Origin of the sequence: Burkholderia sp. Bp9142, assembly GCF_003853415.1 — a bacterium.
In the GTDB taxonomy this organism is placed as follows: domain Bacteria; phylum Pseudomonadota; class Gammaproteobacteria; order Burkholderiales; family Burkholderiaceae; genus Burkholderia.
In genome coordinates this window covers 296,126-320,164 of sequence record NZ_QTPP01000004.1, presented here as the reverse complement: position 1 = coordinate 320,164, position 24,039 = coordinate 296,126, and the positions used below count along the sequence as shown (strand labels likewise).

The following is a 24,039-nucleotide window of genomic DNA, read 5'->3' as shown; positions in this document are numbered from 1 at the left end:
TGAACATGCCTGATTCCCTTCCTTTCCGTCGAGTTTATACACGACCTCATGGAAGGCGAAATTTCAGGGGAAGCTCAAACTGCCCTTGATTCAGGCGTCCCGCGGCCAGCCAGATACCGATCCCGTCGTGATCAGGACCTTCGTGCGGTTGGCGCGCCGATTGGCGAACAGATAGATAGGCATGATGTGGGTGTGCGGCGCCGAACACCTTGACCACACGCGCCAAGGCCGTGTCGAAATCAGCACGCATGTCCAAGCGCCTCGGCCAAACTCAGCCGGGTTGGCTGGCCGCTTACGTATGGATTCCACACCGGCGCCAAAGAGTGCGAGCCCTATCCCCCCGGCTCTGATGTCGAGACGTCGATCGCGGCAGCCTGCAATGCGTGTTCCCTCATTTCCGTGGCCCCGTCATGCTCAGCTTGTTCTGCAAATCGATCCAGGCCCGTCAGTTGGTCCAGTCGTGCCCCCAGCAGGTGCCATGCGGCGCGCTTCTCGACCGTATATGGGTACCGCTGATAGATGCGTTTCATGCGGTTCTGCTCGCGGTGGTTCATACACTTGTCGATCACGGTGGGCAATACTCCCGTCGCCTGCATCAAGGTGGCGGCTGTTCGCCGTAAGTCGTGCGGAGTCCATTTTTCGTCGCCGAGAACGAGGGAATTCGTTTTAGCGGTTCGGTTCGTATGTGCGCCACGCTCGTAAAAGACTAACTGACGGTCGGCTACCTGCTTGGTGATACTTTTGAGGTCAATGTGCGTTTCTGGTTTGTCCTTGTGCCGGCGGGCGGGTAGCAGCCATTCCTTACTGTTGGACAGTTGAAAGAGTGCGCTCATGTGCGTTGTGGCGTAGTCAGACAGAAATACAATGTGTGCATCCCCGTTCTTCGCGTTTTCAATTGGTACGCGCCAAGTCCGAAGTTCAAGGTTGATGTCGCGCTTGCGTGCCTTAATGACCTCGCCCACGCGTGCGTTGGTCGCCAAGATCAACATCAATACGTGCTTTGTGGGTTCCGGCAAGTTCGCGGACTCCAGTGCTTTCGGAAAGGCGCCGATCTCGTGCTCGGAAAGGGTTCGTTCTCGTTCGGCGTCTGTCCCGCCGACATCCTTCTTTGAGACCATCATCAGAGGATTGGCGGAAACGTACTCCCGCGCCTGGCACCATTTGATGAATTGTTTGAGATCGGTGAGAGTCCGGTTGGCGAGCCGGTTTGCGCCTCGCGCGATAATCGCGTCCAGTGAGGACATGATGTCAGAGCGGCGTACGTCTTCCATCGCGATGTCGCCGATCACTGGAAGGACATCCTTTTTGAATGCTCGACGGACTTCTTGTCCGTTGTCTGCCCGCTTCCACAAGGCGGAGTCGGCCCACTCGTTGAATCGCTGTTTGAACGTCCTACGCGCGAGCTTGTCCTCGAGGGTGCGGACTTCTGCGCTCACGTCGACTAGTTTCTTTAGCCTTTCGATGCGTCTCTGTTCCAGCGGATCTTCCCCGGAACTAATGCATGCACGCGCACGGTCGCGGGCATCTCTGATCTGGCGCAGGCTCGCCTTCGGAAAGGTACCGAGACGGATCTCGCGGACGCCGCCGCCTGCTCGATAGCGCAATGAAAATTGAACCGATATGCCCTTCACCCCGGCACGGACCACACCAAAAACACCATGTCCATCGGACAGGCGACGGCCATTGTCAGCTGGGATTAGCCCTTGCAATTCCTTCGTGGTGAGCGTGCTCATTGCAACCTCCGGGGGAAATTGCCCCCACATTTGCCCCCACAGATCCGGAAGCTTGGGTCGTATTGTAATGGAATTGCTAGGGCAAGTTCTTGCTAAAATAAGCATTAAAATCAATGGATTGTGGTGTTTTATCGGACGCCAGCGGAACTCGACGGATGCGACAAAAAAGTGCATGGGGTGCAGGTGGTCGGAGGTTCAAATCCTCTCGCCCCGACCAGACAAAGAACCCGCGTCAGTTCAGGCTGGCGCGGGTTTTTTCTTGCCCGTCGCTTTTTTGCACATCCCGGCGCGGCCCCGGTAAAATGCAAGGTTGATCCACGGAAAGCGCCGTGATTTAGCGGAAGAGGATTCCCCGAACATGACTGATCTTCGTCTTACCATGCGGTTCGCTGCAGTGCTCGCAACCGGCGCGCTCGTCGCCGGTTGCGGTACGTCGTCGCCCACGAAAGTGGACTACAAGAGCGATTCGAAATCGAAGGAAGCGTCGCTCGCAGTGCCGCCCAACATGCTCGACGAGACGGCCGATCAGCGTTCGCTGCCGCCACAGGGCGGCGCGACTTCCCTGTCTGCGCTTCAGCAGGTCCAGCATGCGGCGCCCGCGACGGACACCGTCGCGCCCGCCGTGGCCGGCATGCATATCCAGCGCGACGGCACCGAGAGCTGGCTCGTGATCGACGGCAAGAAGCCGGCCGACATCTGGCCGCAAGTGCGCCGTTTCTGGCAGGAGCAGGGCTTCCTGCTCGTCGTTGACCAGCGCGACAAGGGCGTGATGGAAACCGACTGGAACGAAACCCATCCGCAGATCAACGACGGCTTGATCCGTAGCGTGATCTCGAAGGCGATGGGCAACTCGTACGTGACGGCCGAGCGCAACAAGTACCGTACGCGCCTCGATTCGGCGCCGAACGGCGGCTCCTACGTGTTCATCAGCCAGAAGGGCATGCGCGAGGCGATCACCGGTGCGAACAACGATTCGAGCAAGTGGGAAGCGAAGCCGAACGATCCGGCGCTCGAGACGGAATACCTGAAGCGGCTGATGGCGGTGCTCGCGCAGAACGAGCAGCGTGCGAAGAACGGCGAGCCGCCGGTCGCGAACATCAACGACAACACGGTGCCGAAGGACAAGAAGGCGGATACCGACGCATCGAAGGCTGCCGCCGCCGCGATCGCCGCACAGAACGTCGCGCGCACGTCGTCGCAAGCCAACGACGTCGATTCGGGCTCGGTGCCGTCCGAAGTCACGCTCGGCGAGCCGTACGACCGGTCGTGGCTGCACGTCGGCCTCGCGCTCGATCGCGCGAACTTCACGGTCGACGATCGCGATCGCGCGAAGGGTCTGTATTTCGTGCGCTACGTCGATCCGAAGGATCTGAGCGCGGCCGAGCAGGGCTTCTGGAGCCAGCTGTTCCACGGCAAGAAGGAAAAGCTGGCGAAGCAGTATCGCGTCAACGTGAAGGCGCTGACGCCCGACCAGACGCGCGTGGCAGTCGTCGACGATTCGGGTGCGATCGATGCGTCGTCACCGGCCCGGCAGATCATGGGGCTGCTCGTGAATCAGCTGCGCTGATCGCGGTACGCTTCCGGTCTTCGAAAAAACCCGCCTTTCGGCGGGTTTTTTCATTGTCACGCGCGTCAGTGCGGGCATCTGCGGGGCGTTCGATTCCTCCGTTGACGTTACGTAACATCCGCGCGTTACGGCGGCGGAACACGTGTTACGTCGTCATGACCGAAAAAATATCCTTATAGATCAATGGTGTGCTTTCGAAAATATACCTGGCACGCAAACTGCTCTATAAGTTCGAATCGTTAGGACAGGGAGGATGGCGTCAGAGAACGGGCGGGTGTCGCGAGCGCTCGACCAACGGTCTCGACGTCTTCAGATGCCGGCGCTGCGAGCGCCGGCGCAACCGATGACGATCCGCGCCGTGCGCGGATCTCGATGGCCCCGTCGCCTTTCCTCGTAGGGCGACGGTTTCGCCCGCGCTTCTTCTGAAGCGCGGGCAATTTTTTTTGTGGGGCCGCAACACGAGGGCACGCCGATCCGGTTGACGCGATTCGTATTCGCGAGCATTGGGCGGGCGAGGCTGCGTTGACCGCGCAGGCGTGTTCGACGTTCATTCTCGCTTGCCGCGGAGCGGTCGCGGACTGGATCGATCGTTCCGGGATTTGCGAGCTGTCGAGGCGCGTGGGCGAAGTGGCGCGGCCGGACGCGTTGCCGGCCGCTGCGACGCGTCAGTGCGACGCGCTGGGTACGTCGAGGATCAGGATGATCGTCCAGTCGGCATCGCCGTCGTGGTGATACTGGCGTTCGGCGACAATGAACGGTTGCTGCTTGCCTTGCGGACCGAGGAAAAGCACGTCGCCCTCCATCGGCAGGCACTCGATCGGCGGCAGCGCGAGGAAGGCGTCGTCCGAGCCGCGCGGCATCAGTTGCTTGATCTTGCGAGTGGCTTCTTCGGTCCACTCGATGTCGAGATGAATGTTGCTCATGCTGTCCTCCGCACCGGGGTGCGCACGGGTGGAAAAATTCGGTGCGCGACTTTAGCACAGCGCGCAGGCGCCGCAACCCAAAAAGCCGAACCCGGTTGCCCGGATTCGGCTTTTTCGCTTGTGCGGTGCCGCCGAACTTACTGGCTGGCAGCGTCTGCCGGAGCGGCCTTGGCGGCCTTCTTGCCGGCCTTCTTCGCTGCCTTGTGGTGAGCGGCCTTCTTGGCGTGGTGCTCTTCCTGCGCCGCCGGCTGTGCAGCCTCGGCCGCTTGCTGCTGTTGCAGTGCCTGTGCGCGCTGCTCGATCTCGGCGATCTTGGCCGGGTCGGTGATGGTCTGGATTTGCGTGCTCTCTTGCGCATACGCTGCGCCAGTCAGCGCCGACATCGCGACCAGAATAGCCAGGGACGTCTTCTTCATTGCTTTACCTCCGCTAAGTGGTGATGAACCCGAATGTTGCCGTTTTGTCTGGCGACTGCAAACGAGTGCGTGTCGAGTGTAACAAAAGTGACGGATCAATGTGCACCGGATCGAGGCGCAGCGCAAGGCCCCGTTGAAGTCGCGCAACACTTCATGCATGCCGTCACGCGCATGCCATTCCGGGCGGTGCCGTCGCTTTCGCTGCCGGTGCGCGTAGCGTCGTCAAAACCACCCGAGCCATCGATAGACGTGGAACTGCGCGATGCCGACCAGCTCGTGCAAGGCCTGGTTCGCGTCTTCCAGGTTGCGCCAGCGGGGCAGCCAGCCCGTTTGCGCACGCCGGCGATTCGAATAAACGGGCTGCGGATCGATGCCGAAACGGCGGAAATCGAGCAATGCGCGGCGCATCTGGTAAGACGATGCGACGAGAATGCGCGTGTCGTCATGTTGTGAGCGTAGTATAGACGCAGTGAATTTCGCATTTTCGTAGGTCGTACGGCTGTTCGGCTCGAGCACGAGGTCGCCGGGAGCGACGCCTTCCGCGACCAGCCGGCGCCCGTAGACGGCCGCCTCGGTTTCGCCGTGATGTTGCGGGTCGCCGCCCGACATCACCACGGTGCAGCGGGTGGCCTGCTGCAGGCACGTGCGATAGAGCGCCGCGGTCATGCGGATGCGCGCTTCTCCGTCGGGGGGCGGCCGCAGGCCGGTTTCGCCGCGCCGCGTGCCGACGCCGAGGGCGATCAGCGTGGTCCGGCCGTGCATGTCGGGGTGCTCGACCGGTGTCACGCCCGCCTCGGTCCACGCGATGAGCGGCGCCGCGAGCCAGCCTGTCGCGAGCAGCCAGAACAGCGCGACGCCGACGATCGCGATGAGTCGCCGCCGCTTGCGGCAGAGCAGGAAACAGACGAAGAGAAGTGCAAATGAATCGAACAGAATCAATTTGATTGGGGTATGGTGTCTTTTTATGGACGGCTGATGATCCGGCCCTGACGCGACGCCGAACGTCGGCCTCCAGAATCGGTGGCGGTATCGGCGGGCGGAGCTCCCGCCCGGCGCGCCGCTTCGCATTGTCGCTGCACTTTAAGAAAGAATCGAGATGGCCACGTATTCCAACGAAGCGGTGCTCGACGCATTGAGACGAGTGCAGTACCGCCAGGTACCGTGGGCGCGCCGCCCGGGCGTGTTCGAGTATCTCCGGTCGCTAGGGCTGATGGACACGGTCAGGCAGAAGACCGTTGCTCCAGCACCGGGTTTCCATGCCCCGGTCGACATCGCGGTGCTGACCGATAACGGTCGAGCCGAATGTGCGCGCCTCGAGCGCGACGAGAAATTGCTTTCCTGGACCGATCGCCGTATGGACGACTACGCATTGAGCGAAGCGAGTGCCGTGGCGATTCTCGAAAGCCGCCTCTAGAGGCGTACGCCTGTCCTCACACGACACCTCAAAAAAAAGCCCGTATCGCGAGGATACGGGCGTACCGGATACTTTTGCTGTTGCCACGCTGTGCTCATGGCAACGAATGTGACTCGTCGCGTATCGAGCAGTTCCCGAATCCGGGAATTTTCTTTGGCGAAATCCCGCAGGTTGCCGGACTACGGATGACGCGGCAGGTCGGACGGCTGCGAGCCGATGCGCGCACGCGCGTTGCTGGCGATGTCGCCGCGCAAGTCGCCGCGCGGCACGGTCTGGCGGTTGGGCGGCGTGACGGGCGGTTGCTGGCGAAGGGTGTTCCGGTGATCTTGCTGGCGGTGAGGCGGCTTCGCGCGATCGTCGGCGCGAGCGGGGGCGGTCAGCGCCAGCGAAATGACAATGCCGCATGCGACGAGCAGTGACATTGGTTTCATGGCGGGGCTCCCTTCAAGCCATCGGCGCGGCTTGTTGATATGTCGCTAAGGTAAGCGCGGGAGTGCAGGCTTGCTGTAAATAATCGTAAATAGATGTATCGCGGCGCGACAACGGTAATCGACGACGGCGCGATCGCCGCGCAACGCGCGTGGCGCTGAAAGAAACCGGGCGGCCGAAGCCGCCCGATCGAGCATGCGTTACGCCATCTTCACGGGGGCGCGCCAGGATTCCGGGTTGGTCCAGAAGGCGCCGCGCAGCCGGTCGCGGCTCGGCGGTGCGGGCGGCTTCGTCGCGCTTGCTCCGATGCGCCCGCGCAACGAGATCTGGCGGCCGCTCGTGCCGAGTCGCTTGACGATTTCGGCGAGCGTACCGTCTGCCTGCCATTCGTCGAAGCGACGGCGGCAGGTCGGCGGCGATGGATAGCGGCCCGGCAGCTTCGACCAGCCTTCACCCGTCGACAGTACCCACAGCACGGCGTTGACCACCGAACGTGCCTCCACGCGCGGACGGCCGCGCCGTTCGCTCCGTGCGGGTTCCGAGCAAAACAGACCTTCGACCAGCGCCCACTCGTTATCTCTCAAATCGTCGAACAGCATCATGTCCTCACCTCAGCGAAGCTAACTCCGGTGCGCTGCCCTGCGCCGCGCACTCTTCAAGCACTCGAACGTCGAGTGCCGGGTGGGGGCGTCCGGTTGGCCGGCAGCGGCGTTTCTGCCTTCCGTCCGACGAGAACCTGCGCCCTGTGCGCCAGGTAATGCACGATGTGTGCCACGTCGGAGGCGATTCCCTCGAGAGCCGCTTGGCAGCGGGCTAACGGCTAAGTCAGCTAGGGGCGTATAAGACGCCAAAATAACCCGCCAGCAAATCGGGACAATCACCAATCTTGTGCAATTCGCCCGCGCCACGTGCGTTTGCGCGAATATTGCACCGCAGCGAAACATGTGCGATCGATGCCGGATTCGCACATCGGAGCGTGTTTCGCGCATTAAAATCGCGCATCGATGTCGACGAATGATGAGGTGAGGGGATGAACGTTACGCTGCGCCAGCTTCGCGTATTCATCGAGGTTGCGCGGCTCAGGAGCTTCAGTCGCGCGGGCGGCGAGATCGGGCTCACGCAGTCCGCGGTCAGCCGTTGCGTGCGCGAGCTCGAGGCGGAACTCGGGCTGAAGCTGATCGACCGCACGACGCGAGACGTGCAACTGACCGACGTCGGGACGAACCTGATCGCGAGCGTCTCCCGCCTGATCGACGATCTCGACGACACGCTGCGCGAGATTCGCGAGATCGGCGAGCAGCGGCGGGGGCGCGTGATCGTCGCCGCGAGCCCGACCATCGCGTGCCGGCTGATGCCGCGCGTCGTCGCGTCGTGCGAGCGCCGGTTCCCGTTCGTCACGCTCGGCCTGCGCGACGACGTGCAGAGCGACGTGCTGCGCAAGGTCAAGTCGAGCGAGGTCGATTTCGGCGTCGTCATCGGGCCGCTCACCGTTGCCGATCTGGTGTGCGAACCGTTGATGACCGATTCGTTCTGCCTGGTCGCGCGCGCCGATCATCCACTTGCGGCGCAGGCCGAGGTGCCGTGGACGGCACTCGACGGCGAGCGCCTCGTGCTGCTCGATCATGCGTCCGGAAGCCGGCCGCTGATCGACGCTGCGCTGGCCGCCCATCGGGTGAATGCGACGGTCATGCAGGAACTCGGGCATTCGGCGACGGTATTCGGGCTCGTCGAGGCCGGCGTCGGCGTGAGCGTGCAGCCGTGGCTGTCGCTGCCGCTGCCGGCCGGATCGACGCTGGTCGCACGGCCGCTGACGCCGCGCACCGAGCGCACCGTCGAGCTGGTCCGGCGCCGCGACCGGTCGCTGTCGCCCGCCGCGCAGGCGATCTGGGAGCTCGCGCGCCAGATGCCGGCGCGGGCGGAAGATCTCGACTGAGGGTGCGGATCCGGCGCGCCCGCCGGTACACTACGCGGATCGTGTTCCTCGGTGGCGGTGCTCGATGACGCATTTCGCAGATGTCGGCCCGGCGACGGGCGAGCCGGCGGCACGCAGCGCGGTCCATGCGCTGCGGCCGTCGCTGATCAGGGAGGTGGCGAACGCCGGCTTCGGCATGCCCGACGTGTTGCCGTTCTGGTTCGGTGAATCCGATCGCGTGACGCCGGCATTCGTTCGCGACGCGGCCGCGGCGGCGCTGCGAGACGGCGCAACCTTCTATACGCACAACCTCGGCACCGTCCCGCTGCGCAACGCGATCGCGGCCTACGTGAGCGCGCGTCATGGCGCGACGGCGGCCGATACGATCGCCGTGACGAGTTCGGGCGTGAGCGCGCTGATGCTGGCCGCACAACTGCTGGTCGGGCCGGGCGATCGCGTCGTCGCGGTCACGCCGCTCTGGCCGAACCTCGTCGAAATCCCGAAGATCCTCGGTGCGCAGGTCGAATGCGTGCCGCTCGGCCATGGCGACGCGGGCTGGCGGCTCGACGTCGACCGGCTGCTCGCGGCGCTGACGCCCGATACGCGGATGCTGTTCGTCAACTCGCCCAACAATCCGACCGGCTGGACGATGTCCCGCGGCGACCAGCAGGCCGTGCTCGCGCATTGTCGACGTCACGGTATCTGGGTGGTCGCCGACGAAGTGTACGAGCGACTCGCGTTCGGCGCGGGCGGCGCGTCGTCGTTTCTCGATATCGCGTCGCGCGACGAGCGGGTGATCGTCGTGAATTCGTTCTCGAAGGCCTGGGCGATGACGGGCTGGCGGCTCGGATGGCTGGTCGCGCCGGCGTCGGTCATGGGCGATCTGTCGAAGCTGGTCGAATACAACACGTCGTGCGCGCCGGGTTTCATCCAGTCCGCGGGCGAAGTCGCGCTGCGCGACGGCGAGCCGTTCGTGCAGTCGTTCGTCACGGCGCTGCGCGGCGCGCGTGACCATCTGGTCGCCGCGCTGTGCACGTTGCCGGGCGTCGACGTGCCGCCTCCGCCGGGCGCGATGTACCTGTTCCTGCGCTTGCCGGGCGCGGACGACAGCCTCGCGTTCTGCAAGTCGCTGGTGCGCGAGGCAGGGCTTGGACTGGCGCCGGGGCGCGCGTTCGGCCCGGAGGGCGAAGGGTTCGTGCGCTGGTGCTATGCGTGCGATCCGGCGCGGCTCGATGCGGGCGTCGAGCGCTTGCGCCACTACCTCGCGCGCGGCGCGGGCCGGCGCTGAAGCGGGGACAGAGCGCCCGCGGCGTGCGGACGGCAGGTCGTTCGGCTCATCTTTACGCACCGGACGATTTTGCGTAAGATGGCGCTCAGTCACGCGGTTCCGTCGTTGAGCCGTGCTGTTCCGTCCGGTTTGGGCCTGGCCTGAAGTTGGTTCGCCGCCCCCGGTTCGTGCTCCCATCAATATGACCGATCAGAATCGGGCGAGCGCGTCTTCCGTTCCTTTCGTCTGTTTGTTGATCCGGTTCGTTTGACCACAGGGTCTGGCCTAGCTGCATGAATACCCAAGAGGCGAAGATCGTCCTCGAGACTGCTTTGATCTGCGCGCAGGAACCGCTGAAGCTCGGCGATTTGCGCAAGCTCTTTGCCGACGGCGTGTCGGCTGACACGGTCCGCACGTTGCTCGAAGATCTGAAACAGGATTGGTCCGGCCGCGGTGTCGAACTGGTGGCGCTGGCAACCGGATGGCGCTTTCAGAGCAAGCCGGCGATGCGTCACTATCTGGATCGACTGCATCCCGAGAAGCCGCCGAAATACTCGCGCGCGGTGCTCGAAACGCTCGCGATCATTGCGTATCGGCAACCCGTTACGCGCGGCGACATCGAAGAGATTCGCGGCGTCACGGTCAATACGCAGGTGGTCAAGCAGCTCGAGGATCGCGGCTGGATCGAGGTGATCGGACATCGCGACGTGCCGGGGCGTCCGGCTCTGTACGCGACGACCAAGCAGTTCCTCGACGATCTCGGCCTGAAGGCGCTCGACGACTTGCCCGCGCTCGAGGAGCCCGCCGCGAACATCGAGGCCGCGCTGCTCGCGCAGCAGGCGATGGATTTCGACGGCGAGGCGCTGGCGGCGGAAGCGGTGCCGGAAGCCGGCGAAGCGGCGGTCGACGAGCCCGGCGAATTGCCGGGCGGCGCTGGGACGGACGTCGCGTCGACGCAGGAAATACCGAACCGCGATACGCTGGAAGCTGATCGCGTTCACACCGAACAGGGCGGCGCCGAAGCAGCGCCGGCCGGCGGGCAGTCCGAGCCGCTGCGTGCGGAATGGAACGAGGAAGATCGCAAGCCGGCCGCCGACGCGGTTGCCGGAGACGGAGCGGAAGCGGCCGGCGACATGCCGGGCGAGGCTGGCCAGGCCGATGTCTCGCGCTCCCGTCCCGCGGACGGCGAGATGCTGGACGATACGTCCGACAGCCTCGCCGATGCCGTACGCAGCGCCAGCGCGCCCATCGGCGCCGACGTGCTGCCGGACGACGAAGCAGAACCCGAACAGCGCCGCGCCTGATCGCGGCCGACTTCTTGCCGCGCCCGCGCCGGGCGCGAGACCTGACATTTTGAGGTTGTTTTGACAGATATCCACGATATTGAATCGTCCGCGCCTGCCGTGCAGGCCGCGCGTGCCGACGATACGCCGGAGCAGGACGCTCCTGCCGCGGGTGGTGACGAGCGTCCCCGCCGCGGCCTGCGGCGCGGCCCGCGCAGCCTGATCGCCCGTCGCCGCGCGGCGGCCAAGTCGAAGGGCGCCGATGGCGAGCCGCAGGGCGGCGAAGGCGCCGACGCGCAGCCGGCCGAGGCCGCGGAAGCGCAGCCCGCACGCGCGCCGCGCAAGGAAGCCGCGGCCAAGGGCGGCCGCAAGCCGGCCGGCAAGCGTGAAGGCGCAGCCAAGGGTGCCCAGGGCGGGCAAGGCGGCCAGGGCCGGCGCGGCAGCGCGGCGAAGGGAGAGAGCGGCGCGGCGAAGGCCGAAGGCGATGCAGCGCCGCAGGACGATCTGTTCGCCTATGTGACGTCGCCGGCCTTCGATGCTGACAACGCGGCGGGCGGCAGCGGCGTACGTGCGCCGATGCTGCGTCGCGGTCGCAACCAGCCGACGAACAAGCGCGTGCTCTCACCGGACGACGACGCGCCGAAGCTCCACAAGGTGCTCGCGGAAGCCGGCATGGGCTCGCGCCGCGAAATGGAAGAGCTGATCGTTGCCGGTCGCGTGTCGGTGAACGGTGAGCCTGCGCACATCGGCCAGCGCATCATGCCGACCGACCAGGTTCGCATCAACGGCAAGCCGGTCAAGCGCAAGCTGCCGAACAAGCCGCCGCGCGTCCTGCTGTATCACAAGCCGACGGGCGAAATCGTCAGCCACGCGGATCCGGAAGGTCGCCCGTCGGTGTTCGACCGCCTGCCGCCGATGAAGACGGCGAAATGGCTTGCGGTGGGCCGCCTCGACTTCAACACCGAAGGTCTGCTGATGCTGACCACGTCGGGTGACCTCGCGAACCGCTTCATGCATCCGCGCTACAGCGTCGAGCGCGAGTATGCGGTGCGCGTCGTCGGCGAGCTGTCCGAAGGGATGCGTCAGAAGCTGCTGCATGGTGTCGAGCTCGATGACGGCCCGGCGAACTTCCTGCGCATTCGCGACGGCGGCGGCGAAGGCACGAACCACTGGTATCACGTTGCGCTGGCTGAAGGCCGCAACCGTGAAGTGCGCCGGATGTTCGAAGCGGCCGGCTTGATGGTGAGCCGCCTGATCCGTACGCGCCACGGTCCGATCCCGCTGCCGCGCGGCTTGAAGCGCGGTCGTTGGGAGGAGCTCGACGAGGCGCAGGTGCGCAAGCTGATGGCGACCGTCGGCCTGAAGGCGCCGTCCGAGGAAAAGGGCAAGCGCGGTGGCGGCGGGCAGGCCGAGCGCCGCCAGCCGGATCCGATGCAGACGTCGATGGGCTTCATCGGCCGTGAGCCGGTGCTGACGACCCATGGTCAGCTCGACCAGCCGCGTCGCGGCGGCGGCCGCCGCGGCGCCCCGGGTCTGCCGGGCCTGAGCGGGTACGGCAGCCTGCCGGTTTCGCCGTCGGGCCATGGCAACCGCTCGGGCGGTCGCGATGTCGACGGCAATCGCGCGTCGTATGGCGCCGGTCCGAAGCGTGAAGGCGCGGGCGGCAAGCGCGGTGGCAGCAAGGGCGGCAACCGCAATCCCAACGGCAATCGTGCCGAAGGCGCCGGCAACGGCGGTGGCGGTGCGCGCGGCGGTCAGCGTCCGCAGCGCAATCGCTCGCGCGGTCGCTGAGCATTTCTGGCGTACGGCGGCGTGAAGCCGCCGGTGGGCCGGCGAAATCGGCGTGAGTCCGGTTGGGTCGGCACCTCGCGCTGCGTGATTTGCTTTTGACTGCATATATATCGCGCTGCCGGATTGTGCCGCCTGCTCGGATAGTCCGGTTTTGCATGTTTGGTCGGTAAAGGCGGGCTGGGCGCTGCTTTTACCGGCTGGCTTGGCGTTTGCGCCAAAAATCGCTATAATCGCGGAGTCGCTGGGCGTACGGATTCAATGTGCGGCTCAGGTGCGACCACCAGTAAGAAGATGGGCGTTCCGCCCATTTTTTTTTGCTGAAACGGTTAGGCATCTCGGGTAGCGCTTCCTGCGCCGGCTAAGGCGCGCGCCCGCGGGTGAATCGCGAGCGGCGGGCGCGAACACCTGAGAGGACACTGTGCAACTGACGGAACTGATAGAAACCACGGTCACCGGGCTCGGCTACGAGCTGGTGGATCTTGAGCGCACCGGGCGCGGCATGCTTTGCATCTATATCGATCAGCCTGCCGGCATCTCGCTCGAAGATTGCGAAAAGGTCACGCGTCAGCTCCAGCACGTCTTGACGGTCGAAAACATCGATTACGAACGGCTCGAAGTCTCGTCCCCGGGGCTCGACCGCCCGTTGAAGAAGCTGGCCGACTTCGAGCGCTTCGCCGGCAGCGAAGTTTCCGTGACCTTGAAAAAGCCGCTGGACGGGCGCAAGACGTACCGGGGCATTCTGCACGCGCCGAATGGCGAAACGATCGGTTTGGAATTTGAGAGGAAGAAGGGCGAGGCGGCCATGCTGGATTTCACGCTGGCCGATATCGACAAAGCCCGCCTGATTCCGCAAGTTGACTTTAGGAGCCGCAAATAATGAGTCGCGAAGTGTTGATGCTGGTGGATGCGCTGGCGCGCGAGAAAAACGTCGACAAGGATGTGGTGCTGGGCGCCCTCGAGGCTGCGCTCGCGTCCGCTTCCAAGAAGCTGTTCGACGAAGGCGCCGAAATCCGCGTCCATATCGATCGCGAAAGCGGCGAGCACGAGACCTTCCGTCGCTGGCTCGTCGTGCCCGACGAGGCAGGCTTGCAGGAACCGGATCGCGAGATCCTGCTGTTCGAAGCACGTGAGCAGAAGCCCGACGTCGAGGTCGGCGAATTCATCGAGGAACCGGTGCCGTCGATCGAGTTCGGCCGCATCGGCGCGCAGGCCGCCAAGCAGGTGATCCTGCAGAAGGTGCGCGATGCCGAGCGCGAGCAGATCCTGAACGACTACCTCGAGCGCGGCGAAAAGATCATGACGGGTACGGTGAAGCGCCTCGACAAGGGCAACTTCATCGTCGAATCGGGCCGTGTCGAAGCGCTGCTGCGTCGCGACCAGCTGATCCCGAAGGAAAACCTGCGCGTGGGCGACCGCGTGCGTGCGTACATCGCGAAGGTCGACCGCACCGCGCGCGGTCCGCAGATCGAACTCTCGCGCACGGCGCCCGAGTTTCTGATGAAGCTGTTCGAGATGGAAGTGCCGGAAATCGAGCAGGGCCTGCTCGAGATCAAGGCAGCCGCTCGCGATCCGGGCGTGCGCGCAAAGATCGGCGTGATCGCCTACGACAAGCGGATCGATCCGATCGGTACTTGCGTCGGCATCCGCGGCTCCCGCGTGCAGGCCGTGCGCAATGAGCTCGGTGGCGAAAACATCGACATCGTGCTATGGTCCGAGGATCCCGCCCAGTTCGTGATCGGCGCGCTCGCGCCGGCAGCCGTCCAGTCGATCGTCGTCGATGAAGAAAAGCACTCGATGGACGTCGTCGTCGACGAGAACGAGCTGGCTGTCGCGATCGGCCGCAGCGGTCAGAACGTTCGCCTTGCCAGCGAACTGACCGGCTGGCAGATCAACATCATGACGCCGGACGAATCCGCTCTGAAGCAGGGTGAAGAGCGCGATCGACTGCGTGCGCTGTTCATGGCGCGTCTGGACGTCGACGAAGAAGTTGCCGACATCCTGATCGACGAAGGCTTCACGAGCCTCGAAGAGATCGCTTACGTGCCGCTCAACGAAATGCTCGAAATCGAGGCGTTCGACGAGGACACCGTGCATGAGCTGCGCAACCGCGCACGCGACGCACTGTTGACGATGGCGATCGCGAACGAAGAAAAGGTTGAAAACGCAGCGCTGGACTTGAAGGGCCTCGACGGCGTTACGCCGGAGTTGCTCACGAAGCTGGCCGAACACGGCATGCAGACGCGCGACGATCTCGCCGAGCTGGCCGTGGATGAACTGGTCGACATGACCGGGATGGAAGAGGATGCCGCTAAGGCGTTGATCATGAAAGCACGTGAACACTGGTTCCAGTGAGAAATGACCATGGCGCACTGATTTGATGGCGGCCGTATGGCCTGACCCGATGCTAACCGCAAGGAATCGGTCCTTGCACTAAGAGGAATGAATGGCGAGTAACAACGTAGCCCAATTTGCCGCGGAACTGAAAATGCCTGCTGGTGTGCTGCTCGAACAGCTGCAGGCAGCGGGCGTCCAGAAAGCGAGTGAAGACGATGCGCTGTCCGAGGCGGACAAGGCGCGTCTGCTCGATCATTTGCGCAAGTCGCACGGCGCAACCGACGGCGACAAGCGCAAGATCACGCTGACCCGCAAGCATACGTCGGAGATCAAGCAGTCTGACGCGACGGGCAAGGCTCGCACCATTCAGGTCGAGGTCCGCAAGAAGCGTACGTTCGTCAAGCGCGACGACGTGGCCGAGGGTGCGGAACAGGGTCAGGCGCAGGTCGCCGATGCGGACGACGATGCGGAACTGAAGCGTCGCGAGGAAGAAGCGCGCCGCGAGGCCGAGCTGCTCGAGAAGCAGGCGCAGGAGCTGCGCGAGCGCCAGGAACGCCTCGAGCGCGAGGAAGCCGAGCGCCGCGCCCGCGAGGAAGCGGCCGAAGCCGAGCGCCGCCGTGCGGAGGAAGAAGCGGCGTCGAAGCGTGCCGCGGCCGAAGCCGCAGCGGCACAGCAGGCTGCTGCCCAGCAGGCCGCCGAGGCTCAGCAGGAAGCAGCCGGTGCGCAGTCCGCGCAGGACGAAGCACGCGCGGCCGCTGAACGTGCGGCCCAGCGCGAAGCGGCGAAGAAGGCCGAGGACGCTGCCCGCGAGGCGGCGGACAAGGCGCGCGCCGAGCAGGAAGAGATCAGCAAGCGTCGCGCGGCCGCCGAGGCGGAAGCGCGTGCGATTCGCGAAATGATGAACACGCCGCGCAAGGCCGTGGTCAAGGCAGTCGAGCCGCCGAAGCCGGTCGAGCAGCCGAAGCCGGCCGAAGCGAAGGGCACGCTGCACAAGCCGGCGAAGCCGGCAGGTGCGGGTACGCCGGCGCGTCCGGCTGCAGCAAAGAAGCCGGCCGGCGCAGCGCCGGCGACCACGCAGGCACCGGCAGGCGCGGGCGACCGCAACAAGAAGCCGGGCGCAGGCAAGGGCGGCTGGCAGGACGACGCGGCGAAGCGCCGCGGCATCAAGACGCGCGGCGATTCGAGCGGCGGCGTCGATCGCGGCTGGCGCGGCGGCCCGAAGGGCCGTGGCCGTCACCAGGACAGCGCATCGTCGTTCCAGGCGCCGACCGAGCCGATCGTGCGTGAAGTGCACGTGCCGGAAACCGTGTCGGTTGCTGATCTCGCGCACAAGATGTCGATCAAGGCCTCGGAAGTCATCAAGGTGATGATGAAGATGGGCCAGATGGTCACGATCAACCAGGTGCTGGACCAGGAAACGGCGATGATCGTCGTCGAGGAACTGGGCCATCGCGCGGTCGCCGCGAAGCTGGACGATCCGGAAGCGCTGCTGGTCGAAGGCGAAACGACCACCGATGCGGAGCAACTGCCGCGTCCGCCGGTCGTCACGGTGATGGGTCACGTCGACCACGGCAAGACCTCGCTGCTCGACCACATCCGCCGTGCGAAGGTTGCGGCGGGCGAAGCGGGCGGCATTACGCAGCACATCGGCGCATACCACGTCGAAACGCCGCGCGGCGTCATCACGTTCCTCGATACGCCGGGTCACGAAGCGTTCACGGCAATGCGTGCACGCGGCGCGAAGGCGACCGACATCGTGGTGCTGGTGGTGGCTGCCGACGACGGCGTGATGCCGCAGACGAAGGAGGCGATCGCCCACGCGAAGGCGGGTGGCGTGCCGATCGTCGTGGCAATCAACAAGATCGACAAGCCGGAAGCGAACCCCGATCGCGTCAAGCAGGAACTGGTCGCGGAAGGCGTCGTGCCGGAAGAATACGGTGGCGATTCGCCGTTCGTACCGGTGTCGGCCAAGACGGGCGCCGGCATCGACGATCTGCTCGAGAACGTGCTGCTGCAGGCCGAAGTGCTGGAACTGAAGGCACCGGTCGAAGCGCCGGCCAAGGGCCTCGTGATCGAAGCGAAGCTCGACAAGGGCAAGGGCCCGGTCGCGACGATCCTCGTGCAGTCCGGTACGCTGAACCGCGGCGACATCGTGCTCGCGGGCTCGGCCTACGGCCGTGTGCGTGCGATGCTCGACGAGAACGGCAAGCCGACGAAGGAAGCCGGCCCGTCGATCCCGGTCGAAATCCAGGGTCTGTCGGAAGTGCCGGGTGCGGGCGAGGAAGTGATCGTGCTGCCGGACGAGCGCAAGGCACGTGAAATCGCGCTGTTCCGTCAGGGCAAGTTCCGTGACGTGAAGCTCGCGAAGCAGCAGGCCGCGAAGCTGGAAAGCATGCTCGAGCAGATGGGCGAAGGCGAAGTGCAGAACCTGCCGCTTATCGTCAAGGCCGACGTGCAGGGCTCGCAGGAAGCGCTCGTGCAGTCGCTGCTCAAGCTGTCGACCGACGAAGTGCGCGTGCAGATCGTGCACAGCGCGGTGGGCGGCATCAGCGAAAACGACGTCAACCTCGCGACGGCATCGAAGGCGGTCATCATCGGCTTCAACACGCGTGCGGATGCACAGGCGCGCAAGCTGGCCGAATCGAACGGTATCGACATCCGCTACTACAACATCATCTACGACGCAGTGGATGAGGTGAAGGCGGCGATGTCGGGCATGCTGGCGCCGGAGAAGCGCGAAGTCATCACCGGTACGGTCGAGGTGCGCCAGGTGTTCAAGGTGCCGAAGATCGGCGCGGTCGCTGGTTGTATGGTCACGGACGGTATCGTCAAGCGCTCGTCGTCGGTTCGCGTGCTGCGCAACAACGTCGTGATCTTCACGGGCGAACTCGAGTCGCTGAAGCGCTTCAAGGACGACGTGAAGGAAGTGAAGCAAGGCTTCGAGTGCGGTATGTCGGTGAAGAACTTCAACGACATCGTGGAAGGCGACCAGTTCGAAGTCTTCGAAGTGACCGAAGTCGCGCGTACGCTGTAACCGTCGCGCATCGGCTCATGGGCGGGGCAGGCTTGGGCTTGCTCCGCCCATTTTCATGGTGGCGTGCCAACAATGGCCCGCCGCTTCATCCTGATAAACCGATCACGGATCGATCATGTCCAGGAAACGTACTTCCCCCAATCGCAACGTTCAGATCGCCGACCAGATTCAGCGCGATCTGTCCGAACTCATCATGCGCGAGGTCAAAGACCCGCGCGTCGGCATCGTGACCATCCAGAGCGTGGAACTCACGCCGGACTACGCGCACGCGAAGGTGTATTTCACGGCGCTCACCGGCGATCCGGACAAGACGCAGGAAGCGCTGAATCACGCGTCGGGTCACCTCCACAACCTGCTGTTCAAGCGCTTGCACATTCATACGGTGCCGACGCTGCATTTCCATTACGACCAGACGATCGAGAAGGCCGTGGAAATGTCGCGCCTGATCAAGGAAGCCAACTCGACGCGCGCGAAGGACGACGACGAAGCCGACGCGCCCGCGAAGGACGATTGAGCGCGCGCGCCCTATGACGACTGCAGCCCCCCAGCGTCCACGCGTGCCGCGGCGCGCGCTGGACGGCGTCCTCCTGCTCGACAAGCCGGTCGGCCTGTCGAGCAACGACGCCCTGATTCGCGCGAAGCGCCTGCTTCTCGCGAAGAAAGCCGGCCATACCGGCACGCTCGATCCGCTGGCCTCGGGCCTGTTGCCGCTGTGCTTCGGCGAGGCGACGAAGTTCTCGCAGGACTTGCTGGAAGCGGACAAGACCTACGAAGCGACGATGCGTCTCGGCGTGCGCACGACCACCGGCGACGCGGAAGGCGACGTGCTCGACACGCGCGCCGTCGAATGCGACCGGACGGCGGTGGAAGCGGCACTCGCGCGCTTTACCGGCGAGATCGTGCAGGTGCCGCCGATGTACTCGGCGCTCAAGCGCGACGGCAAGCCGCTGTACGAATATGCGCGCGCGGGCCAGACCGTCGAACGGGAAGGCCGCAACGTGACGATCCATGCGCTCGACCTGTTGGCCTGCGAGCTGCCGGACGTGACGTTCCGCGTGACCTGCAGCAAGGGCACGTATGTGCGCACGCTGGCCGAGGATATCGGCGAAGCGCTCGGTTGCGGCGCGCATCTGACGATGCTGCGTCGCACGGGTGTCGGTGCGCTGACGCTCGAGCATGCGGTGACGCTCGACGCGCTGTCCGACGCTGCCGAAGCGGCGCGCGACGCGTGGCTTCAGCCGGTCGACGCATTGCTGTCGACGTTCCCGCTGGTGCGTCTCGACGAAACCAGCGCAAAGCGGTTCCTGCACGGCCAGCGGTTGCCGCTGTCTGCGCTCGCTTCGATCGACGCGGCGGAGGGCGAGCGTGTGCGCGTGTACGACGCGGTACGGCTGCTCGGCGTGGCGCGCAAGGTCAACGGCGTGCTCGCTCCCGAGCGCCTCGTCGTGACGGCTGCATGATTCACGGCGCGCAGGCGCTGTCGACATGAAAGAAAGCCCGGTCGGAACGACCGGGCTTTTTGTTGGGCAATGCCCGTTCGAGCGCGGCGCTCAGTGCGCGGCCGACGCCGCCGCACCCGCATCGCCGCCGCCCGCGCGTTCGGGCTTCGTGATCCAGATCAGTCCGATCAGCAGCACGAAGATCGCCGCCGAGATGTAGAACAGATCGTTCACGCCGAGTTGCGCGGCCTGCTGCGTGGCCATGTTGTTGATGAGGCCGTGCGCCTGGTCCGGCGTCAGCCCGAGGTTGCCCATCTGCGTGACGGCCTGGTTGAACGTCGGGTTGTACGGGTTGGTCTGCTCGACCAACTGCGCGTGGTGGAAGTTGTTCCGGTGGTCCCACGCGGTCTGGAAGATCGACGTGCCGATGCCGCCGCACATGATCCGCACGAAGTTCGACAGGCCCGATGCCGCGGGAATGCGGTGGCCGGGCAGGCCGGACAGCGTGATCGACACGAGCGGGATGAAGAAGCCGGCCATCGCGATGCCTTGCACGAGCGTCGGCAACGTCAGCGACCACTCGTCGACGCCGGTCGTGTAGCGCGAGCGCATCCAGAAGCACAGCGCGAACGTCAGGAACGCGGCGGTCGCGATGTAGCGCGGATCCGTGCGCGGCAGGAACTTGCCGGTCAGCGGCGACAGCAGGATCGCGAACAGCCCGACGGGCGCCATCACGAGGCCTGCATCGGTTGCCGTGTAGCCGATCTGGGTCTGCAGCCACAGCGGCAGCAGCACGAGGTTGCCGAAGTAGAGCCCGTAGCCGACCGCGAGCGCGATCGTGCCGCCGGTGAAGTTGCGCATGCGGAACAGCGACAGGTCGACGACCGGATGTTCCGCCGTCAGCTCCCAGATCACGAAGAACGCGAACGAGATGACCGCGATCAGCGCGAGCGCGATGATCGTCGTCGACGAGAACCAGTCGAGATCCTTGCCCTTGTCGAGCATGATCTGCAGGGAGCCGACCCACAGCACGAGCAGCGCGAGGCCGACGCCGTCGATCGGCGCGCGGCGCACCGTCGATTCGCGCGTGCGATAGATCGACCACGTGGCCAGCGCGGCGGCGATACCGACCGGGATGTTCACGTAGAAGATCCACGGCCACGAATAGTTGTCCGAGATCCAGCCGCCGAGGATCGGGCCCGCGACCGGTGCGATCAGCGTCGTCATCGACCATAGCGCGAGCGCCATCGGCGCCTTCGCGCGCGGGTAGCTCGACAGCAGCAGCGATTGCGACAGCGGAATCATCGGTCCCGCGACCGCGCCCTGGAGCACGCGCGACGCGAGCAGGAACGGCAGGCTCGGCGCGAGCCCGCACATCCACGACGAGATGACGAACAGGATGATCGACGCGAGGAACAGGCGAACCTGTCCGAAGCGGTCGGTCAGCCAGCCCGTCAGCGGCACGGAGATCGCGTTCGCGACCGCGAACGACGTGATGACCCACGTACCCTGGTCGGACGACACGCCGAGGTCGCCCGAGATAGTCGGGATCGCGACGTTCGCGATGGACGTGTCGAGCACGTTCATGAACACCGCGAGTGATACCGCGATCGTCCCGAGCACGAGTTGCCCGCCCTGCAGGGGCGGGTGGGAGACAGGAGCCTGTGCCATGTCGGTTGTTTTCCCGGAGTCGGAGCCGTTACATCATATTGGCGACGCCGTTCGACTTCGCCGCGGCCGGTGCCGGCGCGTTGCCGCCGGCGTTCTCGGCGATGATGCGTGCGATCTCGGCGTCGGCTTCGTCGCCGTACTTCGCGAACACGTTGGTCTCGTAGACTGTGTTCCGCGCGTTGGCGAGCTGGTCGCCGCGCTCGTCCTTGATATCGACGTCGACCTGCATCGACAGGCCGATGCGCAGCGGGTGCTTCTCGAGGTCCTTCGGATCGATCTCGATACGCACCGGCAGGCGCTGCACGACCTTGATCCAGTTGCCCGTCGCGTTCTGCGCGGGCAGCAGCGAGAACGCCGAGCCCGTGCCGGCCGAGAAGCCGACGACCTTGCCATGGTAGACGGCCGACGAGCCGTAGATGTCGGCCGTCAGTTCGACCGGCTGGCCGATGCGCATGTGCTTGAGCTGGACTTCCTTGAAGTTCGCGTCGACCCACACCGCGTTCAGCGGCACGACCGACATCAGCGGGTTGCCCGGCGACACGCGCTGGCCGACCTGCACCGAACGCTTCGCGACATAACCGGTGACCGGCGCGGGCAGCACGTTACGCGCGTTCGCGAGGTACGCATCGCGAACCTTCGCTGCAGTTGCCATCACGTTCGGGTGTGACGCAATCGTCGTGTTCGCGGTCAGCGCGCGGTTCGATGCGAGCTGCTGTTGCGCCGCGTCGACCGACGCCTGCGCGGCGCGCACCGCGTCGCGCGCGTGGGAGATTTCTTCCTGCGACACGGCGCCCGTCTGCGCAACGGCCACCCGGCGGCGCAGGTCGTCCTGCGCCTTCGACAGGTCGGACTGGCGCAGCGCGACTTGCGCACGATACTGGTCGTCGTTGACGAACAGGCCGCGCACCTGGCGCACCGTCTGCGCGAGGTTGGCCTCGGCCTGCTGCAGCGCGACCTGCGAGTCGGCCGGATCGAGCACGACCAGCGGATCGCCGGCCTTGACCGTCTGCGTATCGTCGGCCTTCACGGCGATCACGGTACCGGTGACCTGCGGCGTGATCTGCACGACGTTGCCGTTCACGTATGCGTCGTCGGTCTCTTCGTGGAAGCGCGCGACGAGGAAGTAGTACAGACCGTACGCGATGGCCGCGATCAGGATGACCGCGATCAGCAGCGTCATCATCCGTTTGCGCTTCCCGTTGTTCTGCGGCTGTGCGCTGGCGGCGTTTTGTTGAGGGTCGCTCATGGCGATGTTCTCCGTCCGTTATTTCGAGTGTCTGCGTAGGGGTGGCGCCGGATCAGTTGGCAGCCTGTTTCGTCTGCTTGTCGGCGTCGGGCGCGGCGAGCCGCGTGCCGGTCGCGTCGAACCCGCCGCCGAGCGCCTTGATCAGCGCGAGCTGCATGTCGCGCCGGCGCATCTTCAGGTTGGTCACGGTCTGTTCCGACGCGAGGCGGTTGCTGTCCGCGGTCAGCACCTGGAGCTGCGGCGACAGGCCGGCCTTGTATCGGATCACGGCGAGGTCGTACGCGCGCGTCGACGCATCGAGCGCACGCTGCGCGTCGTCCATCTGGCGATCGACCGCGCGGATCGACGCGACCTGCGTCGCGACGTCGTTCAGCGCGCCGATCAGCGTCTGGTTGTAGTTCGCGACCGACAGGTCGAAGTCCGCATAACGGCCCTTGAGCTGCGCGCGCAACGCGCCGGCATCGAAGATCGGCAGGTGGATGGCCGGGCCGAACTGCGCCTGGCGGCTCGCGAAATTCAGGAATTTGCCCCAGCCGAACGCATCGAAGCCGAAGCCGGCCGCGAGGTTCACGTCCGGGAAGAACTCGGCCTTCGCTTCCTTCACGTCGTGCATCGCGGCCTCGACCTGCCAGCGCGCGGCGACGATGTCGGGGCGGCGCGACACGAGGTCGGCCGGCAGGTTGCCGGGCAGCGCGACTTCGCCGGTCGGATTCATCACCGGCGCGGCGATCTGCAGCCCACGATCCGGCCCCTTGCCGAGCAGCGCGGCGAGCTGGTAGCGCACGGCCGTGATCTGGCCGTCGAGGTCGGACAGCGAGGCCTGGGTCGTCGCGATATTGCCGCGCGCGGTCTGGCGTTCCACGTTGGTGTCGAGGCCGGCCGATACGCGGCCGTCGGTGATCTTGCCGACCGTCTGACGGTTGGTGATCTCGCGCTGCGCGATGTCGCGCAGCGCATACAGCTGTGCGAGCGAGTTGTAGGTGCGGGCGACCGACGACGCGAGCGTGATGCGCGCCTGCTGCATGTCGGCTTCGGCGGCCTTTTCCTGCGACACGGCCGTGTGCAGGCGCTCGCGGTTCTTGCCCCACAGGTCGAGATCCCACGACGCGCTCGCGAGCGCGTTGTTCTCGCTGTACCACTGGCCGCCGTACGGGGGCGGGAACAGCGCGTTCGACGAATACAGCTCGCGCGTCCACGAGTAGCTGGCTTCGGCCTTCGGCATCAGGTTCGAGCGCGACGATTCGATGTATGACGACGCCTTCGCGATGCGCGCCTGCGCTTGCGCGATCGACGGGCTGCCCTGGAGCGCCTCGTCGATCAGCTGCGGTAACTGCGGATCGCCGAACTGGTTTGCCCAGTCGAGCGCCGGCCACCGGCCGCCCTGGGCCGGCAGGCTCTGGGCGGTTTCGAATTGCGACGCGGGAGCGATCTGCCTGTCGCTCTTGATGCCGATGTAGTTTGCGCAGCCCGCCAGCGCCAGCGCGGCAACCGCTGCGGCGACGGCGGCACGGCACGACCCGGCGCGCACGGACAACGGGGAGGATTTCATCGCGCGGTTCCCTGACTCGGAATGAATGATG

At 65.3% G+C, this 24,039-nt stretch carries 20 protein-coding genes and 1 pseudogene; 11 read left to right on the top strand and 10 right to left on the bottom strand.

All coding sequences use genetic code 11. The annotated features are described in order from the left end of the window. Positions 1–46 precede the first annotated feature (46 nt). A complete protein-coding gene (locus DIE22_RS38115; RefSeq protein ID WP_185640568.1) occupies positions 47–250 on the bottom strand; it encodes a hypothetical protein in 204 nt (67 codons plus the stop codon). Between the two features lie 82 nt (positions 251–332). Then, positions 333–1,733: a tyrosine-type recombinase/integrase gene (locus DIE22_RS07240; protein ID WP_185640567.1), complete on the bottom strand. Its 1,401-nt coding sequence runs from the start codon at positions 1,731–1,733 to the stop codon at positions 333–335. Between the two features lie 358 nt (positions 1,734–2,091). Here DIE22_RS07240 and bamC point away from each other — a divergent pair, with 358 nt between their 5' ends. Beyond that, positions 2,092–3,300, top strand: a complete 1,209-nt coding sequence (gene bamC / locus DIE22_RS07235) for an outer membrane protein assembly factor BamC (RefSeq protein ID WP_124500472.1) — start codon at positions 2,092–2,094, stop codon at positions 3,298–3,300. A 665-nt stretch (positions 3,301–3,965) separates the two neighbouring features. Here bamC and DIE22_RS07230 read toward each other — a convergent pair. The 3 genes from DIE22_RS07230 to DIE22_RS07220 form a co-directional block, all read right to left on the bottom strand. Beyond that, positions 3,966–4,223 carry a DNA-binding protein gene (locus tag DIE22_RS07230; RefSeq protein ID WP_124500473.1) on the bottom strand — a complete coding sequence of 86 codons (258 nt, stop codon included), beginning with the start codon at positions 4,221–4,223 and terminating at the stop codon, positions 3,966–3,968. A gap of 137 nt (positions 4,224–4,360) precedes the next feature. Further along, complete coding sequence (locus tag DIE22_RS07225) at positions 4,361–4,639, bottom strand: hypothetical protein (protein ID WP_059684490.1); 279 nt, start codon at positions 4,637–4,639, stop codon at positions 4,361–4,363. Between the two features lie 222 nt (positions 4,640–4,861). Beyond that, positions 4,862–5,578, bottom strand: a complete 717-nt coding sequence (locus DIE22_RS07220; RefSeq protein WP_124500474.1) for a YdcF family protein — start codon at positions 5,576–5,578, stop codon at positions 4,862–4,864. Between the two features lie 157 nt (positions 5,579–5,735). Here DIE22_RS07220 and DIE22_RS07215 point away from each other — a divergent pair, with 157 nt between their 5' ends. Further along, entirely contained in the window at positions 5,736–6,053 is a 318-nt protein-coding gene (locus tag DIE22_RS07215) for a hypothetical protein (RefSeq protein WP_006754206.1), read from the top strand. Between the two features lie 179 nt (positions 6,054–6,232). On the opposite strand, the gene DIE22_RS07210 is transcribed toward DIE22_RS07215, so the two are convergent. Together DIE22_RS07210 and DIE22_RS07205 are read right to left on the bottom strand one after the other, a co-directional pair. Continuing rightward, positions 6,233–6,484 carry a hypothetical protein gene (locus tag DIE22_RS07210; protein ID WP_124604791.1) on the bottom strand — a complete coding sequence of 84 codons (252 nt, stop codon included), beginning with the start codon at positions 6,482–6,484 and terminating at the stop codon, positions 6,233–6,235. 201 nt (positions 6,485–6,685) lie between these two features. Further along, a pseudogene (locus DIE22_RS07205) lies at positions 6,686–7,081 on the bottom strand (transposase); the annotation flags it as partial. Between the two features lie 431 nt (positions 7,082–7,512). On the opposite strand from DIE22_RS07205, the gene DIE22_RS07200 reads away from it, so the two are divergent. From DIE22_RS07200 to truB, 9 genes are all read left to right on the top strand, one after another. Beyond that, positions 7,513–8,415, top strand: a complete 903-nt coding sequence (locus tag DIE22_RS07200; RefSeq protein ID WP_124500476.1) for a LysR family transcriptional regulator — start codon at positions 7,513–7,515, stop codon at positions 8,413–8,415. A 64-nt stretch (positions 8,416–8,479) separates the two neighbouring features. Further along, the gene (locus DIE22_RS07195) at positions 8,480–9,682 is read left to right on the top strand and encodes a pyridoxal phosphate-dependent aminotransferase (protein ID WP_124604790.1); all 1,203 of its coding nucleotides are present in this window, start codon (positions 8,480–8,482) and stop codon (positions 9,680–9,682) included. A 272-nt stretch (positions 9,683–9,954) separates the two neighbouring features. Continuing rightward, the gene (scpB, locus tag DIE22_RS07190; RefSeq protein ID WP_124604789.1) at positions 9,955–10,965 is read left to right on the top strand and encodes an SMC-Scp complex subunit ScpB; all 1,011 of its coding nucleotides are present in this window, start codon (positions 9,955–9,957) and stop codon (positions 10,963–10,965) included. Positions 10,966–11,025: 60 nt separating this feature from the next. Further along, the gene (gene rluB, locus DIE22_RS07185; protein ID WP_124604788.1) at positions 11,026–12,735 is read left to right on the top strand and encodes a 23S rRNA pseudouridine(2605) synthase RluB; all 1,710 of its coding nucleotides are present in this window, start codon (positions 11,026–11,028) and stop codon (positions 12,733–12,735) included. Positions 12,736–13,153: 418 nt separating this feature from the next. After that, positions 13,154–13,612, top strand: a complete 459-nt coding sequence (gene rimP / locus DIE22_RS07180; protein WP_014897219.1) for a ribosome maturation factor RimP — start codon at positions 13,154–13,156, stop codon at positions 13,610–13,612. Continuing rightward, a complete protein-coding gene (gene nusA, locus DIE22_RS07175) occupies positions 13,612–15,087 on the top strand; it encodes a transcription termination factor NusA (protein WP_124500480.1) in 1,476 nt (491 codons plus the stop codon). The genes rimP and nusA overlap by 1 nt, the downstream gene beginning before the upstream one ends. A gap of 91 nt (positions 15,088–15,178) precedes the next feature. After that, positions 15,179–18,103, top strand: a complete 2,925-nt coding sequence (gene infB, locus DIE22_RS07170) for a translation initiation factor IF-2 (protein ID WP_124604787.1) — start codon at positions 15,179–15,181, stop codon at positions 18,101–18,103. Positions 18,104–18,218: 115 nt separating this feature from the next. Next, a complete protein-coding gene (gene rbfA, locus DIE22_RS07165; RefSeq protein ID WP_050012484.1) occupies positions 18,219–18,617 on the top strand; it encodes a 30S ribosome-binding factor RbfA in 399 nt (132 codons plus the stop codon). 13 nt (positions 18,618–18,630) lie between these two features. Continuing rightward, positions 18,631–19,563 (top strand): tRNA pseudouridine(55) synthase TruB, encoded by a 933-nt coding sequence (truB, locus tag DIE22_RS07160; protein ID WP_124500482.1) that lies wholly within the window; start codon positions 18,631–18,633, stop codon positions 19,561–19,563. A 90-nt stretch (positions 19,564–19,653) separates the two neighbouring features. On the opposite strand, the gene DIE22_RS07155 is transcribed toward truB, so the two are convergent. The 3 genes from DIE22_RS07155 to DIE22_RS07145 are packed head-to-tail and all read right to left on the bottom strand — an operon-like array spanning position 19,654 to position 24,008. Continuing rightward, positions 19,654–21,213: a DHA2 family efflux MFS transporter permease subunit gene (locus tag DIE22_RS07155; protein ID WP_124500483.1), complete on the bottom strand. Its 1,560-nt coding sequence runs from the start codon at positions 21,211–21,213 to the stop codon at positions 19,654–19,656. A gap of 28 nt (positions 21,214–21,241) precedes the next feature. Continuing rightward, positions 21,242–22,459 (bottom strand): HlyD family secretion protein, encoded by a 1,218-nt coding sequence (locus DIE22_RS07150; RefSeq protein ID WP_124500484.1) that lies wholly within the window; start codon positions 22,457–22,459, stop codon positions 21,242–21,244. A 52-nt stretch (positions 22,460–22,511) separates the two neighbouring features. After that, complete coding sequence (locus tag DIE22_RS07145) at positions 22,512–24,008, bottom strand: efflux transporter outer membrane subunit (protein ID WP_124500485.1); 1,497 nt, start codon at positions 24,006–24,008, stop codon at positions 22,512–22,514. Positions 24,009–24,039: the final 31 nt, after the last annotated feature.

What these genes read in the sequence shown, in the direction of transcription:
- DIE22_RS38115 (WP_185640568.1), bottom strand. Translation starts at nt 250, where the DNA reads ATGCGTGCTGATTTCGACACGGCCTTGGCGCGTGTGGTCAAGGTGTTC.
- DIE22_RS07240 (WP_185640567.1), bottom strand. Translation starts at nt 1,733, where the DNA reads ATGAGCACGCTCACCACGAAGGAATTGCAAGGGCTAATCCCAGCTGAC.
- bamC (WP_124500472.1), top strand. Translation starts at nt 2,092, where the DNA reads ATGACTGATCTTCGTCTTACCATGCGGTTCGCTGCAGTGCTCGCAACC.
- DIE22_RS07230 (WP_124500473.1), bottom strand. Translation starts at nt 4,223, where the DNA reads ATGAGCAACATTCATCTCGACATCGAGTGGACCGAAGAAGCCACTCGC.
- DIE22_RS07225 (WP_059684490.1), bottom strand. Translation starts at nt 4,639, where the DNA reads ATGAAGAAGACGTCCCTGGCTATTCTGGTCGCGATGTCGGCGCTGACT.
- DIE22_RS07215 (WP_006754206.1), top strand. Translation starts at nt 5,736, where the DNA reads ATGGCCACGTATTCCAACGAAGCGGTGCTCGACGCATTGAGACGAGTG.
- DIE22_RS07210 (WP_124604791.1), bottom strand. Translation starts at nt 6,484, where the DNA reads ATGAAACCAATGTCACTGCTCGTCGCATGCGGCATTGTCATTTCGCTG.
- DIE22_RS07200 (WP_124500476.1), top strand. Translation starts at nt 7,513, where the DNA reads ATGAACGTTACGCTGCGCCAGCTTCGCGTATTCATCGAGGTTGCGCGG.
- DIE22_RS07195 (WP_124604790.1), top strand. Translation starts at nt 8,480, where the DNA reads ATGACGCATTTCGCAGATGTCGGCCCGGCGACGGGCGAGCCGGCGGCA.
- scpB (WP_124604789.1), top strand. Translation starts at nt 9,955, where the DNA reads ATGAATACCCAAGAGGCGAAGATCGTCCTCGAGACTGCTTTGATCTGC.
- nusA (WP_124500480.1), top strand. Translation starts at nt 13,612, where the DNA reads ATGAGTCGCGAAGTGTTGATGCTGGTGGATGCGCTGGCGCGCGAGAAA.
- infB (WP_124604787.1), top strand. Translation starts at nt 15,179, where the DNA reads ATGGCGAGTAACAACGTAGCCCAATTTGCCGCGGAACTGAAAATGCCT.
- rbfA (WP_050012484.1), top strand. Translation starts at nt 18,219, where the DNA reads ATGTCCAGGAAACGTACTTCCCCCAATCGCAACGTTCAGATCGCCGAC.
- truB (WP_124500482.1), top strand. Translation starts at nt 18,631, where the DNA reads ATGACGACTGCAGCCCCCCAGCGTCCACGCGTGCCGCGGCGCGCGCTG.
- DIE22_RS07155 (WP_124500483.1), bottom strand. Translation starts at nt 21,213, where the DNA reads ATGGCACAGGCTCCTGTCTCCCACCCGCCCCTGCAGGGCGGGCAACTC.
- DIE22_RS07150 (WP_124500484.1), bottom strand. Translation starts at nt 22,459, where the DNA reads ATGAGCGACCCTCAACAAAACGCCGCCAGCGCACAGCCGCAGAACAAC.
- DIE22_RS07145 (WP_124500485.1), bottom strand. Translation starts at nt 24,008, where the DNA reads ATGAAATCCTCCCCGTTGTCCGTGCGCGCCGGGTCGTGCCGTGCCGCC.